This is a genomic window from Variovorax sp. GW460-12-1-14-LB1, from assembly GCF_059423605.1.
In genome coordinates, this window is sequence record NZ_JBWKYF010000073.1 from 1 (window position 1) to 20413 (window position 20413).

General features: G+C 67.7%; 19 protein-coding genes, 3 tRNA genes and 2 pseudogenes. 10 read left to right on the top strand and 14 right to left on the bottom strand.

Annotated elements, in window-relative coordinates:
- Window positions 1-315 precede the first annotated feature (315 nt).
- From AC07Y4_RS26990 to AC07Y4_RS27005, 4 genes are all read left to right on the top strand, one after another.
- Complete coding sequence (locus AC07Y4_RS26990) at window positions 316-1032, top strand: hypothetical protein (protein WP_369646213.1); 717 nt, start codon at window positions 316-318, stop codon at window positions 1030-1032.
- Window positions 1029-1553 (top strand): GTP-binding protein, encoded by a 525-nt coding sequence (locus AC07Y4_RS26995; protein ID WP_062469903.1) that lies wholly within the window; start codon window positions 1029-1031, stop codon window positions 1551-1553. The genes AC07Y4_RS26990 and AC07Y4_RS26995 overlap by 4 nt, the downstream gene beginning before the upstream one ends.
- Window positions 1554-1601: 48 nt before the next feature.
- The gene (locus AC07Y4_RS27000) at window positions 1602-1985 is read left to right on the top strand and encodes a roadblock/LC7 domain-containing protein (RefSeq protein ID WP_062469906.1); all 384 of its coding nucleotides are present in this window, start codon (window positions 1602-1604) and stop codon (window positions 1983-1985) included.
- A gap of 103 nt (window positions 1986-2088) precedes the next feature.
- Window positions 2089-2448: a hypothetical protein gene (locus AC07Y4_RS27005; protein WP_070062428.1), complete on the top strand. Its 360-nt coding sequence runs from the start codon at window positions 2089-2091 to the stop codon at window positions 2446-2448.
- 55 nt (window positions 2449-2503) lie between these two features.
- On the opposite strand, the gene AC07Y4_RS27010 is transcribed toward AC07Y4_RS27005, so the two are convergent.
- From AC07Y4_RS27010 to AC07Y4_RS27030, 5 genes and pseudogenes are all read right to left on the bottom strand, one after another.
- Entirely contained in the window at window positions 2504-3745 is a 1242-nt protein-coding gene (locus AC07Y4_RS27010) for a dienelactone hydrolase family protein (protein WP_495275371.1), read from the bottom strand.
- A gap of 51 nt (window positions 3746-3796) precedes the next feature.
- A pseudogene (locus tag AC07Y4_RS27015) lies at window positions 3797-4285 on the bottom strand (flavin reductase family protein); the annotation flags it as partial.
- Between the two features lie 9 nt (window positions 4286-4294).
- A pseudogene (locus tag AC07Y4_RS27020) lies at window positions 4295-5530 on the bottom strand (styrene monooxygenase/indole monooxygenase family protein); the annotation flags it as partial.
- 13 nt (window positions 5531-5543) lie between these two features.
- Complete coding sequence (locus tag AC07Y4_RS27025; protein WP_495275372.1) at window positions 5544-6791, bottom strand: styrene monooxygenase/indole monooxygenase family protein; 1248 nt, start codon at window positions 6789-6791, stop codon at window positions 5544-5546.
- A 48-nt stretch (window positions 6792-6839) separates the two neighbouring features.
- On the bottom strand, window positions 6840-7634 hold the full coding sequence (locus tag AC07Y4_RS27030; protein ID WP_369629700.1) for an SDR family oxidoreductase: 795 nt from the start codon (window positions 7632-7634) through the stop codon (window positions 6840-6842).
- A 184-nt stretch (window positions 7635-7818) separates the two neighbouring features.
- On the opposite strand from AC07Y4_RS27030, the gene AC07Y4_RS27035 reads away from it, so the two are divergent.
- On the top strand, window positions 7819-8829 hold the full coding sequence (locus AC07Y4_RS27035) for an AraC family transcriptional regulator (protein ID WP_495275373.1): 1011 nt from the start codon (window positions 7819-7821) through the stop codon (window positions 8827-8829).
- 21 nt (window positions 8830-8850) lie between these two features.
- Here the strand turns inward: AC07Y4_RS27035 and AC07Y4_RS27040 are convergent, their stop codons facing one another.
- Window positions 8851-9660 (bottom strand): siderophore-interacting protein, encoded by an 810-nt coding sequence (locus AC07Y4_RS27040; RefSeq protein ID WP_495275374.1) that lies wholly within the window; start codon window positions 9658-9660, stop codon window positions 8851-8853.
- A 110-nt stretch (window positions 9661-9770) separates the two neighbouring features.
- Here AC07Y4_RS27040 and AC07Y4_RS27045 point away from each other — a divergent pair, with 110 nt between their 5' ends.
- From AC07Y4_RS27045 to AC07Y4_RS27065, 5 genes are all read left to right on the top strand, one after another.
- Window positions 9771-10394 carry a TetR/AcrR family transcriptional regulator gene (locus tag AC07Y4_RS27045; protein ID WP_495275375.1) on the top strand — a complete coding sequence of 208 codons (624 nt, stop codon included), beginning with the start codon at window positions 9771-9773 and terminating at the stop codon, window positions 10392-10394.
- Between the two features lie 419 nt (window positions 10395-10813).
- A complete protein-coding gene (locus tag AC07Y4_RS27050; protein ID WP_095746320.1) occupies window positions 10814-11764 on the top strand; it encodes a universal stress protein in 951 nt (316 codons plus the stop codon).
- Window positions 11754-12269 (top strand): hypothetical protein, encoded by a 516-nt coding sequence (locus tag AC07Y4_RS27055; protein WP_062469933.1) that lies wholly within the window; start codon window positions 11754-11756, stop codon window positions 12267-12269. The genes AC07Y4_RS27050 and AC07Y4_RS27055 overlap by 11 nt, the downstream gene beginning before the upstream one ends.
- A 74-nt stretch (window positions 12270-12343) precedes the next feature.
- Window positions 12344-12607 carry a hypothetical protein gene (locus tag AC07Y4_RS27060; RefSeq protein ID WP_390342199.1) on the top strand — a complete coding sequence of 88 codons (264 nt, stop codon included), beginning with the start codon at window positions 12344-12346 and terminating at the stop codon, window positions 12605-12607.
- Between the two features lie 169 nt (window positions 12608-12776).
- Window positions 12777-14420: an ATP-binding protein gene (locus AC07Y4_RS27065; protein ID WP_495275376.1), complete on the top strand. Its 1644-nt coding sequence runs from the start codon at window positions 12777-12779 to the stop codon at window positions 14418-14420.
- Here the strand turns inward: AC07Y4_RS27065 and AC07Y4_RS27070 are convergent.
- The 8 genes from AC07Y4_RS27070 to purF form a co-directional block, all read right to left on the bottom strand.
- Window positions 14417-15034, bottom strand: a complete 618-nt coding sequence (locus AC07Y4_RS27070) for a DUF4337 domain-containing protein (RefSeq protein WP_495275377.1) — start codon at window positions 15032-15034, stop codon at window positions 14417-14419. The two genes, AC07Y4_RS27065 and AC07Y4_RS27070, sit on opposite strands and share 4 nt — an antisense overlap.
- Window positions 15035-15287: 253 nt before the next feature.
- On the bottom strand, window positions 15288-15659 hold the full coding sequence (locus AC07Y4_RS27075) for a hypothetical protein (RefSeq protein ID WP_070062418.1): 372 nt from the start codon (window positions 15657-15659) through the stop codon (window positions 15288-15290).
- A gap of 219 nt (window positions 15660-15878) precedes the next feature.
- A tRNA-Asp gene (locus tag AC07Y4_RS27080) sits at window positions 15879-15955 on the bottom strand.
- 69 nt (window positions 15956-16024) lie between these two features.
- A tRNA-Glu gene (locus AC07Y4_RS27085) sits at window positions 16025-16100 on the bottom strand.
- 51 nt (window positions 16101-16151) lie between these two features.
- A tRNA-Ala gene (locus tag AC07Y4_RS27090) sits at window positions 16152-16227 on the bottom strand.
- A 36-nt stretch (window positions 16228-16263) separates the two neighbouring features.
- A complete protein-coding gene (gltX, locus tag AC07Y4_RS27095; protein WP_495275378.1) occupies window positions 16264-17652 on the bottom strand; it encodes a glutamate--tRNA ligase in 1389 nt (462 codons plus the stop codon).
- 11 nt (window positions 17653-17663) lie between these two features.
- Window positions 17664-18887, bottom strand: a complete 1224-nt coding sequence (locus AC07Y4_RS27100) for an O-succinylhomoserine sulfhydrylase (protein WP_070062416.1) — start codon at window positions 18885-18887, stop codon at window positions 17664-17666.
- A gap of 21 nt (window positions 18888-18908) precedes the next feature.
- Window positions 18909-20411, bottom strand: coding sequence for an amidophosphoribosyltransferase (gene purF / locus AC07Y4_RS27105; RefSeq protein ID WP_070062415.1), 1503 nt, complete (start codon window positions 20409-20411; stop codon window positions 18909-18911).
- Window positions 20412-20413 lie beyond the last annotated feature (2 nt).

Here is a 20413-nt window from a genome sequence, read left to right on the forward strand (position 1 = left end):
CTTTCACCGCCCCCTGAAACCTCGCGCGCCGCGCTGCGGCACGCGAGGCTTTGTCGCGTCCGCGACCCACTGAAAACAGTTGTTCGTAATCTTGTGTTTTTATTTGCAACAAGTGTTATATTTTTGACGCCACCTCCAAACAAACACTTTAGTTCTCCCAGCCAGCGTTGTGATCGGCGTCTCCGTCCAACTTCTTACAGTGAGTGCTTAAGTTGAAAAAAGAACGGCGATGCCGCCTCCAATCGGTGTTTTCGATGCGGTTGAACGCAACATCCCACAGCGGCCGGCCGATGGGCTCGGTGGTGCGGAGGCTGCATGACGGCCGTTAACACCGTTCCCAAAAGTCAACGCGCCCTGCTGAGCTACAGCGTCGAAGGGCTGCCGCACCGCGAAGAAGTGCTGCTCAAGTCGCTGATCCGGCTGCTCGACCACCGCACGCACCAGAACTGGTCGTGGAAGGCCGAACAGGCCGACCTGCGGGTCGTCGGCGACCAGGTCGCCCTCGCCGCCGCCTCGCCCCAACCGGCGGTGCCCACGCTGACCGTCGCCCATGCCGACCCGCAACGCGGCCCTTTCCTGGCCCTGCCGCTGCACACCGATGCGCTGGAAGTGGTGCTCAACCGCCTCGGCGCGATGGTCGTCCACGCCCGCGGCCTGGGGCTGGCTACGACCGAGGTGCCGATCGGCGAGCACGAAGAATTCCGCATGCTGCGCTGGCCGCCCGCGGCGGTGCTCGAGGCGCCGATCCGCCTGCGGCTGGCCACGCTGATGTCCAACCGGCCGGCATCGGTGCTGTCGCTGCAGCAGCGCTCGCCCGCCACGCGCCAGGAGTGCGCGGATTTCCTGGCCGACCTGCAGCGCGCCGGCCTGCTCGAACGCGCCGCGCCCCCCGGCGCGCTGGTGGCGGCCTCGGCCCCCGACAGCGTCTTTCCCGACAGCCGCTTCCCGGCACCCGCCCGCGACACCGTGCAGCCCGGCCTGCTCGCACGCATCAGGAACCGACTCGGCTTGCTGCCGTCAGGCCCTCAATGACCGTAGAACACAAGATCCTCTTCACCGGCACCATGGGCGCCGGCAAAACCACGGCCATCGCCGGCGTGAGCGAGATCCCGCCCGTGAGCACCGACGTGCGCAACAGCGACACCTCGGTGGCCAAGGCCACCACCACGGTCGGCCTGGACTACGGCGAACTCACGCTCGACAACGGCGAGAAGCTGCGCCTGTACGGCACGCCCGGCCAGATGCGCTTCGACTTCATGTGGCGCATCCTGGGGCGCGGCGCGCTCGGCGTGGTGATCCTGGTGGACAACAGCCGCCCCGATCCGCTGGCCGACCTGGACATCTACCTGGACGGCTTTGCCGAACTCATTGCGCAGACCGCCTGCGTGGTGGCCGTGGGCCGCATGGAAACGCACCCGAGCCCCGGCATCGACGCCTACGCCCGGCGCATGGAGGCCAAGGGCGTCGTATGCCCGGTGCTGCCCGCCAACGTCACCGATGCGCAGCAGGTCGTGCAGCTGCTGGAACTGCTCCTGCTCCAGCTCGAGGTCTGAACGCAGGACGCCCCCTCTTTTTCTCCTTTTCCTTCCATTCAGGCAGCAATGAACATCACTCCAAGAATCAGGCTTGCAGCGGAATCGGCCATCGACACCCTGATGCGGGAAATCAAGGGCGTGAAGGCCGTGGTGATCTCGACCGAGGACGGCCTGGAGCTGGCCGCGCGCGTCGAGAACACCGCGCAGGTCGCGCGCCTGTCGGCCATCGCCAGTTCGCTGGCCGCTTTGGGCGCCGTGGCCGGCGAGGAAAGCCAGCTGGGCCATTGCGACAACGTGGCGATCGAGGCCACGCACGGCCACATCCTGATGCTGCAGGCGCGGCATCCCGAGATGACGCTGATCGTGAGCGTGGTCACCAGCCGCGAAGCCATCATCGGCCAGGTCCTGTACTTCGCGAAACAGGCGACGCAGCTGCTGCAGCACGCCTGACGCCGGGCATCGGCGCACCACACCCATTCGACACCGGCAGCCGCCCATCCCCTTCGCCCGGGTGGCCGCCGACTTTCAGGGGCGAGGACTAGGAAAGATTTCGATGGCAAATATCAAGCAATCCATGGACGAACTGATGACCTGCGACGGCGCCCTGTGCGCGGCGCTGGTCGACTCGAGCAGCGGCATGATCCTGGGCCAGATCGGCTCGGGCGTCGACCTCGAGGTGGCCGCCGCCGGCAACACCGAAGTGGTCCGCGCCAAGCTGCGCACCATGCGCGACCTCGGCCTGAACGACAGCATCGAAGACATGCTGATCACGCTCGGCAAGCAGTACCACATCATCCGCCCGATGCAGAAGAAGGAAGGCCTGTTCGTCTACCTGGTGCTGGACAAGACCAAGTCGAACCTGGCCATGGCGCGCCGCAAGACGCTCGACGTCGAACAAGGCATGACGGTCTGAGACGCCCGCCGCGTCCCGCGCGGCAGCTTCGCCGCGCGGACGCATCAGGTTCGCATCAAGCGCGCGTCAGCAGCGTATTCGACGGCAGCGTCTCGTCGAGCAGCTTGCGCGCCGTTTCCACGCCCGCCACCGGCAGCAGCGCCGCGTCGAGCAGGCCCACCTGCACCAGCACGCTCGCCTGATCCCAGTAGATGTGCTCGTGGTAGAGCTTGTCGCCGCGGAACTTGATGACCGCGAGCAGCGGGATCTCCACGCGCTTTCCGGTGGGCGCCACGCCGGGCAGCATCCACGGGATCTCGGTGGTGTGAGTGAAGCAGAACAGCATCTCGTCGACCACCTGCGTCGCGCCCACGGTGCGCGAGATCGGCACCAGCGAGGTGTCGGGCGGGTTGCTGTTGACGAAGTGGTTCGTATAGAACGCGTGCAGGTTCTTGTAGCCCACGCCGCCGGTCATGGTCGGGATGTGGTTCACATAGGGCTCGGCCACCATGGTGCCCATGGTGTCGTCGACGTTGCGGGTGCCGAACTCGTACTCGCAGTGCTTGTCCCACAACGCCGCCAGGTCGTAGTTCGGGCCGATGGCCGACTTCAGCGCGGCCACGCTGCGCTCGTGCGCCATGAGCGCCGAGGCACGATGGAAGTGTTCGCCGCCCACGCGCGCAAAGGCGTGGTCGACGCCGGGGTACACATGCACTTCGACATTCGGCCGGCCGCGCAGGGTCTGCACGATGCGGTCGCGCGCCTCGGGCGGGCAGAAGCCGTCGAGCTCGGCCACGTGCAGCGCCAGCTTGCAGCGGATGCGGTCGGCTTCGCCGAGCGCGGCGTCGATGCCCACGCCGTAGTAGCCCACCGCCACGTCCGCGTCGGTGCGGCAGGCCGCCAGGTAGGCGAGCTTGCCGCCCAGGCAGAAGCCGAGCACGCCGACCTTGCCGCCGGGCACCTCGGGGCGCTGGCGCAGCGCGGTGATGGCGGCCTGCATGTCCTGCATGCCGAGCGCTTCGTCGAAGCCCTGGTACAGCGCGAAGGCGCGCTGCCAGTCCTCGGGCGTGTAGCCCAGCTGCACGTCGGGCTCCTGGCGCCAGAACAGGTCGGGCACGAGCACCACGTAGCCTTCCTCGGCGTAGTAGTCGGCCACGTCGCGCATGGTCTTGTTGACGCCGAAGATTTCCTGCGCGAGCACCAGGCCCGGGCCGGTGCCGCCGCGCGGCAGGGCCAGGTAGGCGCCGAAGCTGCCGCTGCCGTCGGCGGCCTGGATGCGGATGTCTTGCGACGAGGAGGTGGATGCCTTGTTCTGCATGGGTGTGTGACTCCGTTCAATGCTCAAAGGTGGACGTGGGGAACCAGGGGCTCACTGTACGCATTCCGGATGGCGCGTCGTGACCTGGTAGTAGCCCGAGTGAAAAACCAGCGGCTCGCCGTCGAAGCGTTCGTAGCCTTCGACCTCGCCGATGAAGATCAGGTGGTCGCCGCCGTCGTACTGCCGCACGTTGCGGCACACGAAGCGCGCGAGCACGCCGTTGAGCAGCGGCACGCCGGACGTGCCTTCGCAGCAGTCGACGCCGCCGAACTTGTCGGCCTGGGGTGTCGAGAACTGGCGCGACAGGTGATGCTGCGGCGCGGCCAGCACGTTGATCGCGAAGTGGCTCGCGCCGGTGAAGTCGGCCACGCTGGGCGCCTGCCGCGCCAGGCTCCACAGCACCAGCGGCGGCTCGAGCGACACCGACGAGAACGAGTTGGCCGTCATGCCGACGCGGCGCCCGTCGAGCGCGCGCGTGGTGATCACGGTGACGCCGGTGCTGAACTGGCCGAGCGCCTTGCGGAAGTCGCGCCGGTCGAAGCGGTCGACCGCGGCCTCGCGCGCCTTGGCTTCGAGAAAGCAATCGGCCTCGGCCGCGTCGAACCACCAGGGCGCGAAGTTGCGCGGGTCGTCGAAGCCGTTGACCACCGCGCTCGCCACGGCCGGCCTGTGCGTGGCGCTCTGCAGCAGCTTCTGCAGATGCGGCGCGGGCGGCGTGAGCAGGCTGTGCGTCCAGTCGGTGGCCCAGCGCGCGTAGCCTTCCCAGTAGCGGTCGAAGGTCTGCTGCATCCACGCGGCATCGAACGGCGCGTCGCCATGTTCGAGGATGCGCTTGAGGTAGATGTCGGCCGCCTTGGCCGCGTTGTTCGAGCCCTGCCCCGTGATCGGGTCGTTGAGCACCACCGCGTCGGCGAGCCCCAGCACCTGGCGGCCCGAGGGCAGCGTGGCCACCGGGTGGCGCACCACGGGCGTGACGCGGCCACGCAGCACGCCGTGGTCGTCCGTGAGCTCGATGTGTTCGCAACGTTCGGCCTCCCACGGCAGGAAGGTTTCGAGAATCTGCTTGCTGCGCGCCAGATGCTCCTGCGGCGTCTTCACGTCGTCCCAGCAGTCCATCGGGCCGCCCGGCACGCCTTCGAACACCATGATTTCGCACGGGCCGCTGGTGGTGAGCGCGGGGAACACGAAGTATTCGCCGACTCCCGGAATGAGGTTGAAGCTCACGGCCGCGAACGGTTCGCGCGGGCGCATGCCCTTCACGTAGGTGAGCGCCAGCGCGCGCTGCGGCGCGTCGAACGGCGAGCGCGCCGCGTCGCGCGGGAACAGCGCCGAGATCTCGCCCTTGCCGCTCGCAACGACCACGAGATCGTGCGTGCGCGCACAGTCTTCCAGCGTGTCGATGTCCGCGTCCTGGTGCACGAGGCGCCCGCCACGCGCTTCGAACAGCTGCATCCACGCAGATATCTTCAGGCGCTGGTCGACCGACTGCGCGGGGCCGTCGAGCTTCGCCTCCCACGCGATGGCGCGCTGGCCTTCGGGGCTGCGCACCGACATGCCGATGCCTTCAACCACCGGGCAGGTGTCGGTCCAGCTGTCGAGCCCCAGTTCGCGCTCGGTCTGCAGCGCGGTCTCGAACATGCACTGGCTGGACATCACCGGCCCGTCGAAGATCTCCTGCGCCGTGCGGTTCGCATACACCGTCACGGCGTACCCCCGGGCCCGCAGGCCCAGTGCGAGCTGCATGCCGGACTGGCCGGCGCCGACGATGGCCACGCGTCGTGTCATGCGCTGGCTCCGCCTACGCAGCCGCCGCGGCGGCCGCGCAGGTGTCGAGGTAGCGGTCGGCCTCCTGCGGGTCGGCGAACCACGGGAAGAAGGTGCGCGGATCGTCGAAGCCGTTGGCGATGGCGCTGGCCATCGGCGGCACGGCGCCGGCGCTGCCGAGCAGCTTGAGCACGTGCGGCGGCGGCGGTGCGAGCAGCATGTTGGTCCAGCGCGTGACCCACTGCGCATAGCCGAACCAGTAGCGGTCGAAGGTCTGCTGCATCCACGGCGCATCGGCCGCGCCTTCGCCGCGCGCCAGGATGCTCTTCAGGTAGGTGTCGGCGCACTTGGCCGCGTTGTTCGAGCCCTGCCCCGTGATCGGGTCGTTGAGCACCACCACGTCGGCCAGGCCGAGCACCTTGCGGCCCGAGGGCAGCGTGGCGATGGGCTTGCGCACGGTGGGCGCGAAGCGGCCGGCGAGGATGCCGTTGTCGTCGGTGAGTTCGATGTCGGCGCAGCGCTCGGCCTCCCAGGGCGTGAAGGTGTCGAGGATCCACTTGCTGCGCGCCAGGTGCTCCTGCGGCGTCTTCACGTCGGCCCAGCAGTCCATCGGGCCGCCGGGCACGCCTTCGAACACCATGATCTCGCACGGGCCCGTGGTAGTCAGCGCCGGGAACACGAAGTACTCGCCCACGCCCGGAATCAGGTTGAAGCACACGGCCGAGTACGGCGCGCGCGGGCGCATGCCCTTCACGTAGGTGAGCGCCAGGGCGCGCTGCGGCTGGTCGTAGGTCGACTTGGCGGCGTCGCGCTCGAAGAGCTTGGAGATCTCGCCCTTGCCGCTGGCCACCAGCGTGAGGTCGTGGCTGCGGGTGCAGGCCTCGAGGTCGTCGATGCCGGCGTCCTTGAAGACCAGCTCGCCGCCCTTCTGCTGGAACAGCGCCATCCACGCCGGCACCTTCACGCGCTGGTCGACCGACTGTGCGCTCGAGTTCAGCCGCGCCGCCCATTCGATGGCCTTGGCGCCCTTCTGCTCGGGGTGCGGCACGGCGAAGCCGATGCCATCGACCGTGGGGCAGTCGCTGGCCCAATGGTCGAGCCCGAGGTCGCGCTCGACCTGCAGCGCGGTGTGGAACATGCACTGGCTCGACATGACCTTGCCGTGGCGGATGTCGTCCGCCGTGCGGTTGCTGTACATGGTGACCTCGTAGCCTGCGTCCAGCAGACCCAGTCCCAGTTGCAGGCCCGACTGGCCCGCGCCGACGATGGCGATTCGCTTCATGGCTTGCTCCTTCTGTGTTGTCTCGTGGGGTGTTGTTGTGGATGCCGATCAGGGCTCCATCAGGCGGGGAATGGCTGGCACGGCCTGCTCGGGGCCCATGGCGGAATAGCCGCCGTCCACCGCGTAGTCGGCGCCGGTGACGAAGCTCGCGTGCTCGGAGCACAGGAACAGCACCACCTGCGCCACCTCGTCGGGGTCGCCGACGCGCCCCAGCAGGTGGTAGGGCGCGGCCACGCGATCGGTGCGCGCGCGGTCGCCGCCCGTCAGCTGGTCCATCACGGCCGACCAGGTCCAGCCCGGCGAGACGCTGTTCACGCGGATGCGGTCGGGGGCGAGGTCCATCGCCATGTTGCGCGTGAGCTGCGCCATGGCGGCCTTGCTCACGGGGTAAAGCCAGCGCCCGGTCTGGGCCACGCGCGACGAGATGCTGGTGAAGTTGACCACCGCCCCGCCGCCGGCCGCCACCATGTGCGGGTGCGCCGCCTGCAGCATGGCCACGGCACTGGCCACGTTCACGTTGAACGAGGTGAGCCAGTCGGCGCGCGGCGACTTGAAGCCGTCGTCCACGTACGAGCACGCCAGGTTCACCAGAAAGTGCACGCCGCCGTGGCGGGCCGCGGCCTCGTCGACGCAGGCCTTCACCTGCGCGTCGTCGGTGATGTCGGTGCGCACGAAGCGCACGCCGGCGCCCAGCGCGTCGGCCAGCGGCTGGCCCTTGTCGGCGTCGATGTCGGCGATGACCACCTTCACGCCCGCCGCGTGGAAGGCGCGCACCACGCCGGCGCCTATCAATGTCGAACCACCCGTGACGATGGCGCTTTTGCCTTCGAGACCCTTGAACATGACGCTTGCTCTCCTCGGTTGAATCGCCGGTTCGGCGAATGGGCCAAAGGTAGAGCGGAAGGCCTCGCTGGCCGATCCCGAAAACGCAGGCGCTGTCCCTGCCGCGCAGGTTTTTTCAGGGGTCCCAAGGGACGGCCCGAATTGTGGGCTGGAAGGCTTTTTGCTACGGTCTGCCCGCTTCCCTATGGAAACCGCCACCGCCCCATGGCTGCCGCTGCAGCGTTACCGTTTGTTCGAGAGCCACGACATGGACGAGGCGCGCGAGAGCGTGGCCCGCGTGTTCTGCCCCCACGGCCTCACGATGCTGCGCCCGCGTACCGAACTGGACGCCTGCCACCACAGCGCGCGGTTGCACCGCGACGTGAGCCTCAATTACGTGCAGTACGGCCCCGGCGTGCAGATCGACCCAGGCTACCTGCAGGATTTCTTCCTGTTGCAGATTCCGTTGCGCGGCGGCGCCGACATCCGCTGCGGCGGCCAGCAGGTCGAGGCCACGCCGCGCGTCGCCTCGCTGCCCTCGCCCACCGAGCTGCTGTCGATGCGCTGGGCCGACGACAGCCCGCACCTGATCGTGCGCATCGCGCGCGCGGCGCTGTTGTCGCGGCTCGAGGCGCTGCTGCAGGCGCCCGTGCGCCAGCACCTGGTGTTCGACCTCGGCGTGCCGCTGGACAACCCCGCGCTCGCGCCGCTGGTGCACTTCATCGACTACCTGCGGCTCACGCTCGATGCCGGCAATGCGCTGCAAGGCGGCGGACGCCTGGCCGAACATGCCGAGGAGTACCTGATGTCGAGCCTGCTGATGTCGGCCGGCCACAACCACTCGCGCGCCCTGGCCGGCGACGCGCAGCGCCACCTGCTGCCGCGCGCGGTGCGCAAGGCGCAGGAGTTCATGGCCGCGCACGCCGAACAGCCCCTGTCGCTGGCCGACGTGTGCCGCGAGGCCGGCTGCAGCGCGCGCGCCCTGCAGCTCGCGTTCCGCCAGCATGCGGGCCAGGGACCGATGGAGTTCCTGCGTGAGCTGCGGCTGGACCGGGTGCGCGCCGAGCTGCAGGCCGCGTCCACGCAGACGGGCGTGCGCGACGTGGCACAGAAGTACGGCTTCCTGCACCTGGGCCATTTCGCGGCCCAGTACCGCGCGCGCTTCGGCGAGCGGCCGTCGGACACCCGCTCGCGCCACGCACCGGCCGAGCACTGACCCGGCCAGTGCGCGTCGGGCTCAGGCCCGGTCGCGGTGATCGGCCTCGCCGTGCTTCCAGTAGCCCTTGGCGGTCAGGCGCGTGCGCGCCAGGCCCTGGTCGTTCAGGAAATGGGCGCGCAACGTGCGCACCACGCCCGACTCGCCCGCCAGCCAGATGTAACCGGGCCCCGCCGGCTGCGGCCGGTGCATCAGCTGTTGCTGAAGCGCCAGCCCCGGCTCGGCCGGATCGCCGGTGAGCCAGCAGGTGCGCAACACAGCCTGGCTGCGGATCTCCTGCACATCGGCCGCCGTGGGCACTTCGACATAGGTCTTGAGGCGGATCTCCGGCCCGAGGCTCGCGGCAATCGACTGGATCGCAGGCAGCGCGGTCGCGTCGCCGGCCAGCATCACCCAGCGCGCGTCGTCCGGGAGCGCGAAACCGCCGTCGCGCGGCCCGGCGAAGCCGATGCATTCACCCGGTTGAGCCCGTGCCGCCCATGCCGAGGCCGGACCTTCATGGCCGCTGTCGCCGTGCAGCACGAAGTCCAGCTCGAGCGTGGCGGCGACGCGGTCGATGCGGCGAAGGGTGTAGGCGCGCCCTTCGCCGCCGGGCACGAACACCTTCACCCAGGCGCCCGGTTGGTCGGCCGCCGCGTGGCGCAAGAAGGCGACGACGTCCGGGCCGCCGAGGGTGATGCGGCGCATGTGCGGCGTCACGAGGCGGCACTGGAGGACATGGGCTTCCAGCCGCGTGCCACGCTCGGGCGGGGCCGCCGCACTCGGTTGCGGGGATTGGAAGGCAGAGGGCAACGCACGCGGCGCGTGGGCCTCGGAGGCATTGGCTGTCATGGTGTGTGTATCGATTCGGATGTTGCGAACTCTTGAATGCGAGCATTTGCTCGGTTCTTCTTAGAATACGAGCCTTCACTCGCATTGAAAACTCGCATTCGGAACGCCCGATGAAATCCCTTCCCCAGCCAAGAAAGGCGCCGCGCCAGGCGCGCTCCCTGCAGATGGTCGAGGTCATTCTGGAAGCCACGGCTCGCGTTCTGGGCGAGCGCGGCTATGCCGGCACCAACACCAACGTGGTGGCCGAACGCGCCGGCGTGAGCGTGGGCTCGCTCTACCAGTACTTCCCGAACAAGGACTCGCTGATCACGGCGCTGCACGAGCGGCACGCGGGGCAGATGTACGCGGTGATCGACGAGGTGCTCGCCGCCTCGCGTGCGCGCAGCCTGCGCGGGCGCTTGCAGGCCATGGTGCGCGCGCTGCTCGCGGCGCATGCGCTCTACCCGGCGCTGCATCGCGTGCTCGAAAAGGAGTTTCCCTTCTTCGACACGCCGCGCGAAGAAAGCCCGGCCGACCACGACATCTTCCGGCGCGTGCGCCAGCTGCTGGACGAGCACCGCCCCGAACTCGCGCCGCGCAACCTCGACCTCGCCACCTGGGTGGTGCTGCAGATCATGGAGACGCTGGTGCATGCGGCCGTCATCGAGCCGCCCGCGCAGTTCGAGCCGGCCGCGCTCGAGGCCTCGATCGTCGATGCGCTCATGGGCTATCTCTGCGGCCCGGCCGGGCGCTAGACAGTGGGATCTCATGCGTGAACCTCCAGGAAGACGGGGACAGACACGGAAACACGTCCCCTCCTGCGCATGACAAATGAAAAGAAAAAATGGGAAGCCCAACCGCGCACGCCCTGCACCGCGCGGCTCCAATCTGGCAAAGGTTGTGCGGGTACTGAACGGATTCGGCCGCATCCGGCCTAGACTCCCCCGCATGAACGCCCAGCCCTTCCTCCGCACCTCGACGTCCCGCCCCGGCGGTTGCACGCCTGCGTGGGCGCGGATGACAGCGGCGGCCCAGCAGACGCCCGCACATTCCTGAGCCCGGCGGTCCGCCTCTTCCCCCCTCTCTCTTTTCAGCGCAAACCATCGACCGCCGGGCACCTGCCCCGCGCGGCTGCGCCCCCGTCATCCGGGGTCGCGTTCGACTGGAGTGCGTCATGCATCATCATCAGGTTCAGCGGGAGCACGCCCTTCCCGGAGGCGGCGTCGCATCCAGCACGCCGTCCTTTCAATCCATCCTCGCCGTCACCGACCTGACGGCGCGCGGCAACCGCGCGGTCGAACGCGCCGCCCTGCTCGCGGCCGAGCACGGCGCGTTGCTGAAGCTCGTGTACGCGCCCGCGGACCTGGCGCCGCTCGCGCACGCCGAAGCAGCGACCGCCCTCGCGGGGCTGGCCCGCGCCATGGCCTCGCGCTTCGATGTGCTGGTCAAGCAGGTCGCGGGGCCGGGCGGCGGTCTCGCGCAGATCGTGGACGAGGCGCGCTACGTCGACCTCGTGGTGCTGAGCCACGAACGCGACCGCTCGCCCGCCGCCTTCTTCACCGGCCAGCCCGTGGAGCGCCTGCTGCGGCAGCTGCGCTGCCCGGTGCTCGTGACGCGGCTCGACACGCGCCTGCGCTACAGCCGCATCCTCGTGGCCGTCGACTTCACGCCCGCCTCGCGCGAGCTCGTGAGCCTGGCCCACGGGCTGGACCCCGACGCCGCGCTGGAGCTGTTCCACGCGCTCAACACGATGCACGAGAGCAAGCTGCGCTACGCCGAAGTGTCCGAGCACGCCATCAAGACCTACCGCCACGACAGCATGCGGCAGGCGCGCGAGCGGCTGTTCTCGCTCACCGATTCGTCGAGCGCGCGGCGCAACCGCGTGCTCTCGGCCATCGGCCGCGGCGACCCGGCGCGGCAGGCCACGGTGCAGCAGCAGCATGCGCGCGCCGAGCTGCTGGTGGTCGGCAAGCGCCGCGCCCATCCGCTGGCCGACTTCCTGTTCGGCAGCGTGGCGCAGCGCGTGCTGTGCTGGGCCACGGGCGACGTGCTGGTCGTGCCCGCCGACCGCCGCGCCGACACCCCGTCGCTCGTCATTTCGAGGAAGCTGCAAGATGTTCGCTGAAGACCCCCTCACCAAGTACCCGCTGCGCCAGTCGCTGCTGCCCGGCGCCGAAGGCCTGGCCGTCTTCGCCCAGCGCGGGCCGGTCGACTGGCTTTCGCGCCCCGACCAGTACGTGTTCATCTGCGAAGGACGCGGCGGCCGGATCTACGCGGCGAACGAGGCCGCGCTCGAAGAGGCCCAGCAGCTGATCCGGGACGCGCACGGCGACCAGGTCGTCTCGCGCGAACCCGAGATCCACACCTTCGTCGATCCCGCGCTCGACGCGGTGGTCGAGCCGATCATGTTCCTGCGCCTGAAGAGCCCGCGCGCCTACGCCACGGTGCTGCGCGACGAGCTCGACCGGCGCCGCGCGGACGTGAAGGAAGAAGACCTGCAGCGCCACGACGTCGTGATCCGCGCCGAGGTGCGGCTGGCCGACCTCATGGGCTACGCGAAGTCGGCACTGGCGATGTCGAACGGCTCGGCGGTGATCTGGAACTGGCTGCTGCGCTACGGGATGGCCTGAGGGCTGCGGCCGGGCGCCTTCTCCTCCCACAAACCCGGTAGCCGGATTTCGGCCGGCGCGGCTAGATTTGCGGCATGGCCGACAACCCGCTGTTCCTCTTCTTCACGATGACCGAGAAATTCTCGGACCACCTGAGCGCGACCGGCGCCTATCCGCAGAAGTTCGTGCTGAACCTGGCGCAGCACGACACCTACCTGCGCGACGTGGCGCTCTTCAATGCGGGCCGCCAGCGCCCCCTGGACCCGGCCTTGCACATGGGCATCCGCATCGAGATCGATGCGGCCTCGCCGGGCGTGATGGTGGCCTCCGACGGCACGCAGGTCTTGCTGCTGGGGTAGCGCTGCGCCTGAACTCGCGCAATCTGGGAAGGCGCGAACCGGTCAATGACCGGACAGGGCGCCCGATCAAAACCGGCGCACCGCCAGGCAAAGGCGGCTGACGAGATCCTCCGCAGAATCGGACTCCCCTCGGAGCGACGCGCATCGCCAAGCGTCGATCGAAGTCCAAATGAACCTGAATCTGGGAACTGCTGCGTTCTTCACGGCGCTGGCGGAGTTTGTCCTTGCCGCCGGCATGCTGGCGCTGTGGGCGAAGGGACGCGCGCGCTATCTGCTGGTCTGGGGCGTCGGCTTCCTTGTGTTCGGGATCGGCGCTTTGCTGCTCATCCTGCGCGACAGAATCCCGGACTTCTTCTCCATCCTCCTCGGGAATTTCCTCACGACACTGAGTTCGGTCCTGTTCTATGCAGGCATCTGCCTGTTCTTCGACCGGCGCCGCACGTGGCTGCCCTGGATGGCAGGGGTACTGGCGGTGGAAGTGGCATTGCTGGCCTGCTTCTCCTATGTCAGGTACGACACCTCGGCGCGTGTCTACGTGTACGGCGCGGCCCAGTCGGCGATCGCCCTGATGACCCTTCAGGCGCTGTGCACGATGGGTCGCGGGCGCGGGGGAAACAGCAACCCTGAAGTGGTCGTCGTCGCCTTGCTGGCGCTGCTGGTTCATGGTGCACGCCTGGTCGGCACTCCCTTCTTTCCCGTGCCACAGGATTTTCTGGCGTCGGGCAATTTCCAGACCCTGCTGGCCTTCGGCTTGAAGTTGACCCACATCGGTTACGCGCTCGCGTTCGGCAACATGCACGCCGCCGCCTTGCATGCCGATCTGCGCGCGGCCCTCGCCCACATCGAGGCCAAGTCCCATCAGAAAGTCGAGATCCTGGGCTACATCGGCCACGACTTGCGCGCACCGCTTGCGACGATCGGCGGGTACGCGTCTCTCCTGCTCGCCGATGCGCACGACACGCAGCGCAAGCACCTGCTGACCATCCAGCGCAGCGTCAAGTACCAGCTCCACCTGATCGACGAACTGCTGGAATACGCCAAGGCAGAACTGCAACCGCTGACGGTCCACCCCGTCACCACCGACCTGCCGCGCCTGCTGGACGATATTTCCGACTACGCCGTCGCCCTGTGCGCGCAGCGGAACAACCGCTTTCGCTACCGCCCTTCCGAGCGAATGCCCCGAGAGATCGGCCTGGACGGAAAGCGCATGCAGCAGGTGCTGCTGAACCTGCTGTCCAACGCAGCCAAGTTCACGCGCGACGGTGTGGTGACCTTGTCGGTCACGGCCCGGCCCGAGGGGCGCGCCTGTGTCTTGAGCTTCGCGGTCAGTGACACCGGGATCGGCATCGACATGAGCCGGAACATCGACATCTTCGGCGCCTTCCAGCAGATGCACCCCGCGAGCGGCAGCACGGGCTTGGGCCTGTTCATCGCGCAGCGCATCGTCTCGGCCATGGGCGGAACGCTGGGCGTGGCCAGCGTGGCCGGTCAGGGTGCGACGTTCTCCTTCGCGCTGTCGGTGCCGGTCGATGCACCCGACGCGGACTGGCCCGTCGTCGCGCAGCGGGAGACCGCGCCTGGCGAGCCATCACCGGCGCCCGCGATGCCCCGACATGCCATGCCGGAGGATCGTGCACTGGACGAACTCGCCAGCCTGGCGCTGCAGGGCCGCGTCACGGACATCGAGCACTGGATCGAACGCCACGCCGACCAAGCCGCCTACGCGCCTTTCATGGCCCTGCTTGTCGATCTGCTGGAGCGGTTGGACCTGCGCGGGATTCACGCACTGGTGAACCGCCCCGCCCCATCCTAGATATGCAGCGCGGCCAGCGCGCCGATCGCGACGCCCGCGACGGCCACGCCGTACATGGCGCGCTCCAGCCATTTCTTCCGCGTGAGCAGCGCAATGGCCGCCAGCGCAATGGAGACCTGCAGCACGGTGGTGGCCTGCGCCCAGCGGTGGTGCTGGTGCATCTGGGTCTCGGACTGCGCGTCCCAGCGGCTGGCCTCGTCCTCCAGCTTCTTGGCGGCGGCCTGGATCTCGGTCTTCTCCTGCTCGTAGCGAGTGACCTTCACCTGCCAGCCCTGGCGGCGGCCGTCGTCGGTGGCGGTGTCGCGTGCGAACTCCGCCAGCGCCTGCTTGGTGCTCTTCGACTGGAAGTAGTTCCACTGGTTCGAAGCCTCGGTCTTCTTGATGGCCGCGTTGTTCTTGTAGAGGCCGGCGTTGGCCTGCGTGGCCCCGCCCATGTACGCGAAGATCGCGCCCGCCGTCGCAATGGCTGCGGTGCTCACGGCGATCTTTCCGGTCGTGCTCATGCCCTTGCCTGAGGAGGCGGCACCGTCATGGCCGCGGTCGTGACCGCCGGAGGCGGCATGTTCGAGTTCGTGATCGTGCGGACCATGCACGTGAAAGCCGTGTCCTGACATGAAGTTCTTCTAGGCGTTGTTGTTGGAAATCTGGAGGGCGCGCGAGTATGCCCGGACTTCATGCGTCGATGGCTCGGGGAAAGTCCTGTCGGCCCTGCGGATGCGCAGGGCTCGCAGGCAACCGCCGGGAGCGCGTGGCTGCGCTCCGGAAACGTGCTGCGCTCAGGTCAACCGCGCGTGCGTGCGAGCTGGGCCTGGCAGCAGATCACTGATGCCAGGCCCAGCTGATTCGCAGGGATCGACGTTCCCGATGTCAGTCGCGATCCTCGTAGTAGCGACGGTGCTGCTCGCGCTCCCATTGACGGCGGCGCCATTCACGGCGCTCTGCGCGGCGTTCCTCCCAGCGTTGCGCGCGGCGCTCTTCCCAACGGGATTCAGGCTCGTAGTAGACAGGTGCCGGGGCGGAGTAGACCGGCTGCGCGGGCTGGTAGTAGGTCGGGGCGGGCCTCGAATAGACAGGCGCCGGCTCGTAATAGACCGGTGCGGGCTCGCTCACGACCACGCCAGGCAGGTTGACGCCAATGGACCAGCTGGTGGCTGCACTGGCCGATGCGGCGGTGAACAAGGCTGCGGCAGCAACGAGACCTGCGAAACCCAGCTTGAGAGTGGCTCGAGGGAAAGTCATTTCATCTCCTGGAGGGCGAGAAATAGCCCTGATGCACAACCAACGCCTGGCCTTACGGCGCCGCGTACATCGCCACGGTGAAGAACGTTCCCAAATGTCACGCTGCCAGCTGGTAGTGGTGGGGTTAGCCGGAATCCCTGGAACAAATGCCAATCCGCGCCCAAGCCCCGGAGCAAAACAAAAAGCCCCAGTAGCAGAACTGCTACTGGGGCTTGTGTTTGGCGGAGTGGACGGGACTCGAACCCGCGACCCCCGGCGTGACAGGCCGGTATTCTAACCAACTGAACTACCACTCCTGGTAGACAACGTTCGTTCCTTGCGGAACCGAGTGTTGACGACTCGTGCCGACTTCACCGAAGTGAAACTGGCGACCCTACGGGGATTCGAACCCCGGTAGCCACCGTGAAAGGGTGGTGTCCTAGGCCTCTAGACGATAGGGTCAAAACCTTGGACGTGCTGCGATCAGCATCTCTAACCTACTCGACACTTTGATGGTGGAGGTAAACGGGATCGAACCGATGACCTCTTGCATGCCATGCAAGCGCTCTCCCAGCTGAGCTATACCCCCGTGTGGGTGTCGAGCCTCGAATTATAGCCCGATTTTTCAGGCCTTTTTCAATCGCTCGATAACTTTTTCGCGGGAAAAAATTTCGAGCACTGAATCGAGGGACGGTGTCTGCGATGTTCCCATCACAAGCACTCGTACTGGCATCGCTAACACGGGCATTTTCAGCGCGTGTGTCGCGAGGACTTCCTTGATCATAACTGCGATTTCGGCCCTCTCCCAGGCGACCGTCATCAATTTTTCAACGAGTGTTGCGATCGCGGGCTTCACTGCATCGGTGATGTGCTGCGCGCGGTCCGCATCGCTCACTTCGATGTCCGAATAGAACGCCGCAGCCCAACCTGCGAGCGCCACAGTCGTATCGCAACGGTCCTTGAAGAGCGCGCAGATCGCAGGCAAACGTGCGTCGGCGACGATGCCGCGCTTTTGCAACTGCGCTGCAACAAGCGGCGCGAGCTCCTCGCCGCTCTTGGCCTTGATGTACTGCGCATTCACCCATGCGAGCTTGGCCGCGTCCCACTGCGCGGGGCTCTTCGACAGGTGCGATCCGTCGAACCAGCTCACCATCTGCTCGCGCGTGAAGAGCTCGTCGTCGCCGTGGCTCCAGCCCAGGCGCGCAAGGTAGTTGAGCATGGCTTCGGGCAGGTAGCCGTTGTCCTCGTAGGCCGTGACGCTCACGGCGCCGCGGCGCTTCGAAAGCTTCTGCCCGTCGTCGCCGAGAATCACGGGCACGTGGCCGAACTGCGGCAGCGGTGCGCCGAGCGCGCGGAAGATGTTGATCTGCCACGGCGTGTTGTTGATGTGCTCGTCACCGCGGAACACGTGCGTGATGGCCATGTCCCAGTCGTCGACCACCACCGCGAAGTTGTAGGTCGGCACACCATCAGGACGCAGGATGATCAGGTCATCGATCTCGCGGTTGTTGATGGTGATCTCGCCCTTGACGAGGTCGTTCCACGTCACATCGCCTTCGGGCGGATTGCAGAAGCGCACCACGGGCGGCACGCCTTCGGGCACGGGCGGCAGCACCTTGCCGGGCGCCGGGCGCCAGCGGCGGTCGTACAGCGTCTTCTCGCCGCGCGCGCGTTGGGCTTCGCGCATCTCGTCGAGTTCGGCCGGCGTGCAGTAGCAGTGGTAGGCGGTTCCGGCCGCGAGCATCTGCGCGATGACTTCGCGGTAACGCTCGAGGCGCTGCATCTGATAGATCGGGCCTTCGTCGTAGTCGAGGCCGAGCCAGTGCATCGACGCGAGGATCTGGTCGGTCGAATCCTGCGTGGAGCGGGCCACGTCGGTGTCCTCGATGCGCAGCACGAACTCGCCGCCGTGGTGGCGCGCATAGGCCCACGAATAGAGTGCGGTGCGCGCCGTGCCAAGGTGCAGGAAGCCGGTGGGAGACGGTGCGATGCGGGTGCGAACTTTGCCGGTCATGAAATGAAAAATCAGGAGGTCAGGGTGCTCAGGCCGCGCGAAAGATCGGCCGTGATGTCGTCGATGTACTCGAGGCCGACCGCGAGGCGGATCAACCCCTGGCTGATGCCCGCGGCCTGGCGCTGCACTTCGGTGAGGCGGCCGTGCGAGGTCGTGCCGGGGTGCGTGATGATGGTCTTGGTGTCGCCGAGGTTGGTGGCGATGCTCACGACGCGCGTGCTGTTGATCACGTGGAAGGCGTTGGCGCGCGCGGCGTCGGGCGTGTCGCCGACCACGTCGAACGACACCACCGCCCCGCCCTGCCCCGACTGCTGGCGCATCGCGAGTTCGTGCTGTCCATGCGAGGCAAGACCGGGGTAGTACACGCGCGCAATGCCGGGCTGCTGCTCGAGCCACTGCGCCACGGCCAGCGCATTCGCGCATTGCGCCTTCATGCGAATGCCGAGCGTTTCCATGCCCTTGAGCACGACCCACGCATTGAATGGCGACAGCGCCATGCCGGCGGTGCGCACCACGGGGCCGAAGACATCGACGATGAGCTTCGACGGACCGCAGATCGCGCCAGCCATCACACGGCCCTGGCCGTCGAGGTACTTGGTGCCCGAATGGATGATGAGGTCGGCGCCCAGTTCGGCCGGGCGCTGCAGGATCGGCGTGCAGAAGCAGTTGTCGACCGCGAGCAGCGCGCCCACGCCATGGGCCAGGTCGGCCAGGGCCTGGATGTCGCAGACTTCCGTCAGCGGGTTGGTCGGCGTCTCGGCAAACAGCAGCTTGGTGTTGGGCTTGAGCGCGGCGCGCCACTCGGCCACGTCGGTCTGCGAGACAAAGGTGGTCTCGACGCCGAACTTGGCGAACTCCTTGCCGAACAGGTTCAGCGTGGAGCCGAACACCGAGCGCGAGCAGATCACGTGGTCGCCGGCCTTGAGCAGGCCCATGCACATCATGAGGATCGCGCCCATGCCGGTCGAGGCGCCGATGGCGGCCTCGGTGCCTTCGAGTGCGGCCAGGCGCTGCTCGAAGCTGGCGACCGTCGGGTTCGAGGTGCGCGAGTAGGTGAAGCCGGCCTCGGTGCCGGCGAAGCGGCGGGCCGAGGTCTCGGCGTCGGGCTGCACGAAGCCGCTCGTGAGGAACAGGGCCTCCGAGTGCTCGCCGTGCTGGCTGGGCGCCAGGCCGGTGCGCAGCGCGAGGGTGTCGCGGTGCAGGCCGGGTGGCAAGGTGCGTTCGTCTTGGCTCACGTCGGCCCTCTCTTCTTTCTCTTACTCGCTGGGGTTCGGCAGGGCGAGGCGCGAAGCGTCTTCTTCGTTTTCCTCGATGCGCGGACGGTTGCCGTTCATGCGCGAGATGGCGGCGGTGTCGATGTCGCCGGTCACGTACACGCCGTCGAAGCACGAGGCGTCAAAACCGGCGAGCTTCGGATTGAGCGAGCCGATGGCGCGCTTCATGGCGTCGACGTCCTGGTAGATCAGCGCGTCGCAGCCGATGAGTTCGCGGATTTCCTCGACGGTGCGGTCGTGCGCCACGAGTTCGTCCTTGGTCGGCATGTCGATGCCGTAGACGTTCGGGTAGCGCACCGGCGGTGCGGCGCTGGCCAGGTAGACCTTGCGCGCGCCGGCGTCGCGCGCCATCTGCACGATCTCGCGGCTGGTGGTGCCGCGCACGATGGAGTCGTCGACCAGCAGCACGTTGCGGCCCTTGAATTCGCTGCCGATCACGTTGAGCTTCTGGCGCACCGACTTCTTGCGAACGCCCTGCCCCGGCATGATGAAGGTGCGGCCCACGTAGCGGTTCTTCACGAAGCCTTCGCGGTACGGAATACCCAGGAGGTGCGCGAGCTGCGTGGCGCTCGGGCGGCTCGATTCGGGAATCGGGATGATCACGTCGATCTGGTTCGGCGGCACGGTCGAGACCACGCGCTTGGCCAGCGTTTCGCCCAGGTTCAGGCGTGCCTGGTACACCGAGATGCCATCGAGCACCGAGTCGGGACGTGCGAGGTACACGAACTCGAAGATGCACGGGTTGAGCGACGCGCCCTCGGCGCACTGCATCGAGTGCACGTTGCCTTCGAGGTCGATGAACACGGCTTCGCCCGGCTCGATATTGCGTTCGAACACGTGGCCCGAGCCTTCGAGCGCGACCGATTCGCTGGCCACCATGACGGTGCCGTCGGCGCTGCGGCCCATGCACAGCGGACGGATGCCGTAGGGGTCGCGGAAGGCCAGCAGGCCGTGGCCGGCGATCAGCGAGACCACGGCGTAGGAGCCGCGCAGGCGCTTGTAGACATTCTTGACAGCGGCGAACACCTCGGCCGGGTGCAGCGGCACGCCGCGCGAGGAGCGCTCGACTTCGTGGGCCAGCACGTTGAGCAGCACTTCGGAGTCGCTCTCGGTGTTGGTGTGGCGGTGGTCGGTGGAGAACAGCTCGGCGCGCAGGGCGTGCGCGTTGGTCAGGTTGCCGTTGTGCACCAGCACGATGCCGAAGGGCGCGTTCACGTAGAAGGGCTGCGCCTCTTCCTCGCTGTAGGCGTTGCCCGCGGTCGGGTAGCGCACCTGGCCCAGGCCCACGTTGCCCGGCAGCGCGCGCATGTTGCGGGTGCGGAACACGTCGCGCACCATGCCCTTGGCCTTGTGCATGAAGAACTTGCGTTCCAGCAAGGTCACGATGCCGGCCGCGTCCTGGCCGCGGTGCTGCAGCAGCAGCAGCGCGTCATAGAGCAGCTGGTTGACGGGTGCGTTGCTGACAACGCCGACGATTCCACACATGA

What these genes read in the sequence shown, in the direction of transcription:
- purF (WP_070062415.1), bottom strand. Translation starts at nt 20,411, where the DNA reads ATGTGTGGAATCGTCGGCGTTGTCAGCAACGCACCCGTCAACCAGCTG.
- AC07Y4_RS27040 (WP_495275374.1), bottom strand. Translation starts at nt 9,660, where the DNA reads ATGACAGCCAATGCCTCCGAGGCCCACGCGCCGCGTGCGTTGCCCTCT.
- AC07Y4_RS27025 (WP_495275372.1), bottom strand. Translation starts at nt 6,791, where the DNA reads ATGAAGCGAATCGCCATCGTCGGCGCGGGCCAGTCGGGCCTGCAACTG.
- AC07Y4_RS27000 (WP_062469906.1), top strand. Translation starts at nt 1,602, where the DNA reads ATGAACATCACTCCAAGAATCAGGCTTGCAGCGGAATCGGCCATCGAC.
- AC07Y4_RS27065 (WP_495275376.1), top strand. Translation starts at nt 12,777, where the DNA reads ATGAACCTGAATCTGGGAACTGCTGCGTTCTTCACGGCGCTGGCGGAG.
- AC07Y4_RS27045 (WP_495275375.1), top strand. Translation starts at nt 9,771, where the DNA reads ATGAAATCCCTTCCCCAGCCAAGAAAGGCGCCGCGCCAGGCGCGCTCC.
- AC07Y4_RS27070 (WP_495275377.1), bottom strand. Translation starts at nt 15,034, where the DNA reads ATGTCAGGACACGGCTTTCACGTGCATGGTCCGCACGATCACGAACTC.
- AC07Y4_RS27030 (WP_369629700.1), bottom strand. Translation starts at nt 7,634, where the DNA reads ATGTTCAAGGGTCTCGAAGGCAAAAGCGCCATCGTCACGGGTGGTTCG.
- AC07Y4_RS26990 (WP_369646213.1), top strand. Translation starts at nt 316, where the DNA reads ATGACGGCCGTTAACACCGTTCCCAAAAGTCAACGCGCCCTGCTGAGC.
- AC07Y4_RS27060 (WP_390342199.1), top strand. Translation starts at nt 12,344, where the DNA reads ATGGCCGACAACCCGCTGTTCCTCTTCTTCACGATGACCGAGAAATTC.
- AC07Y4_RS27005 (WP_070062428.1), top strand. Translation starts at nt 2,089, where the DNA reads ATGGCAAATATCAAGCAATCCATGGACGAACTGATGACCTGCGACGGC.
- AC07Y4_RS27075 (WP_070062418.1), bottom strand. Translation starts at nt 15,659, where the DNA reads ATGACTTTCCCTCGAGCCACTCTCAAGCTGGGTTTCGCAGGTCTCGTT.
- AC07Y4_RS27010 (WP_495275371.1), bottom strand. Translation starts at nt 3,745, where the DNA reads ATGCAGAACAAGGCATCCACCTCCTCGTCGCAAGACATCCGCATCCAG.
- AC07Y4_RS27050 (WP_095746320.1), top strand. Translation starts at nt 10,814, where the DNA reads ATGCATCATCATCAGGTTCAGCGGGAGCACGCCCTTCCCGGAGGCGGC.
- AC07Y4_RS27035 (WP_495275373.1), top strand. Translation starts at nt 7,819, where the DNA reads ATGGAAACCGCCACCGCCCCATGGCTGCCGCTGCAGCGTTACCGTTTG.
- gltX (WP_495275378.1), bottom strand. Translation starts at nt 17,652, where the DNA reads ATGACCGGCAAAGTTCGCACCCGCATCGCACCGTCTCCCACCGGCTTC.
- AC07Y4_RS27055 (WP_062469933.1), top strand. Translation starts at nt 11,754, where the DNA reads ATGTTCGCTGAAGACCCCCTCACCAAGTACCCGCTGCGCCAGTCGCTG.
- AC07Y4_RS26995 (WP_062469903.1), top strand. Translation starts at nt 1,029, where the DNA reads ATGACCGTAGAACACAAGATCCTCTTCACCGGCACCATGGGCGCCGGC.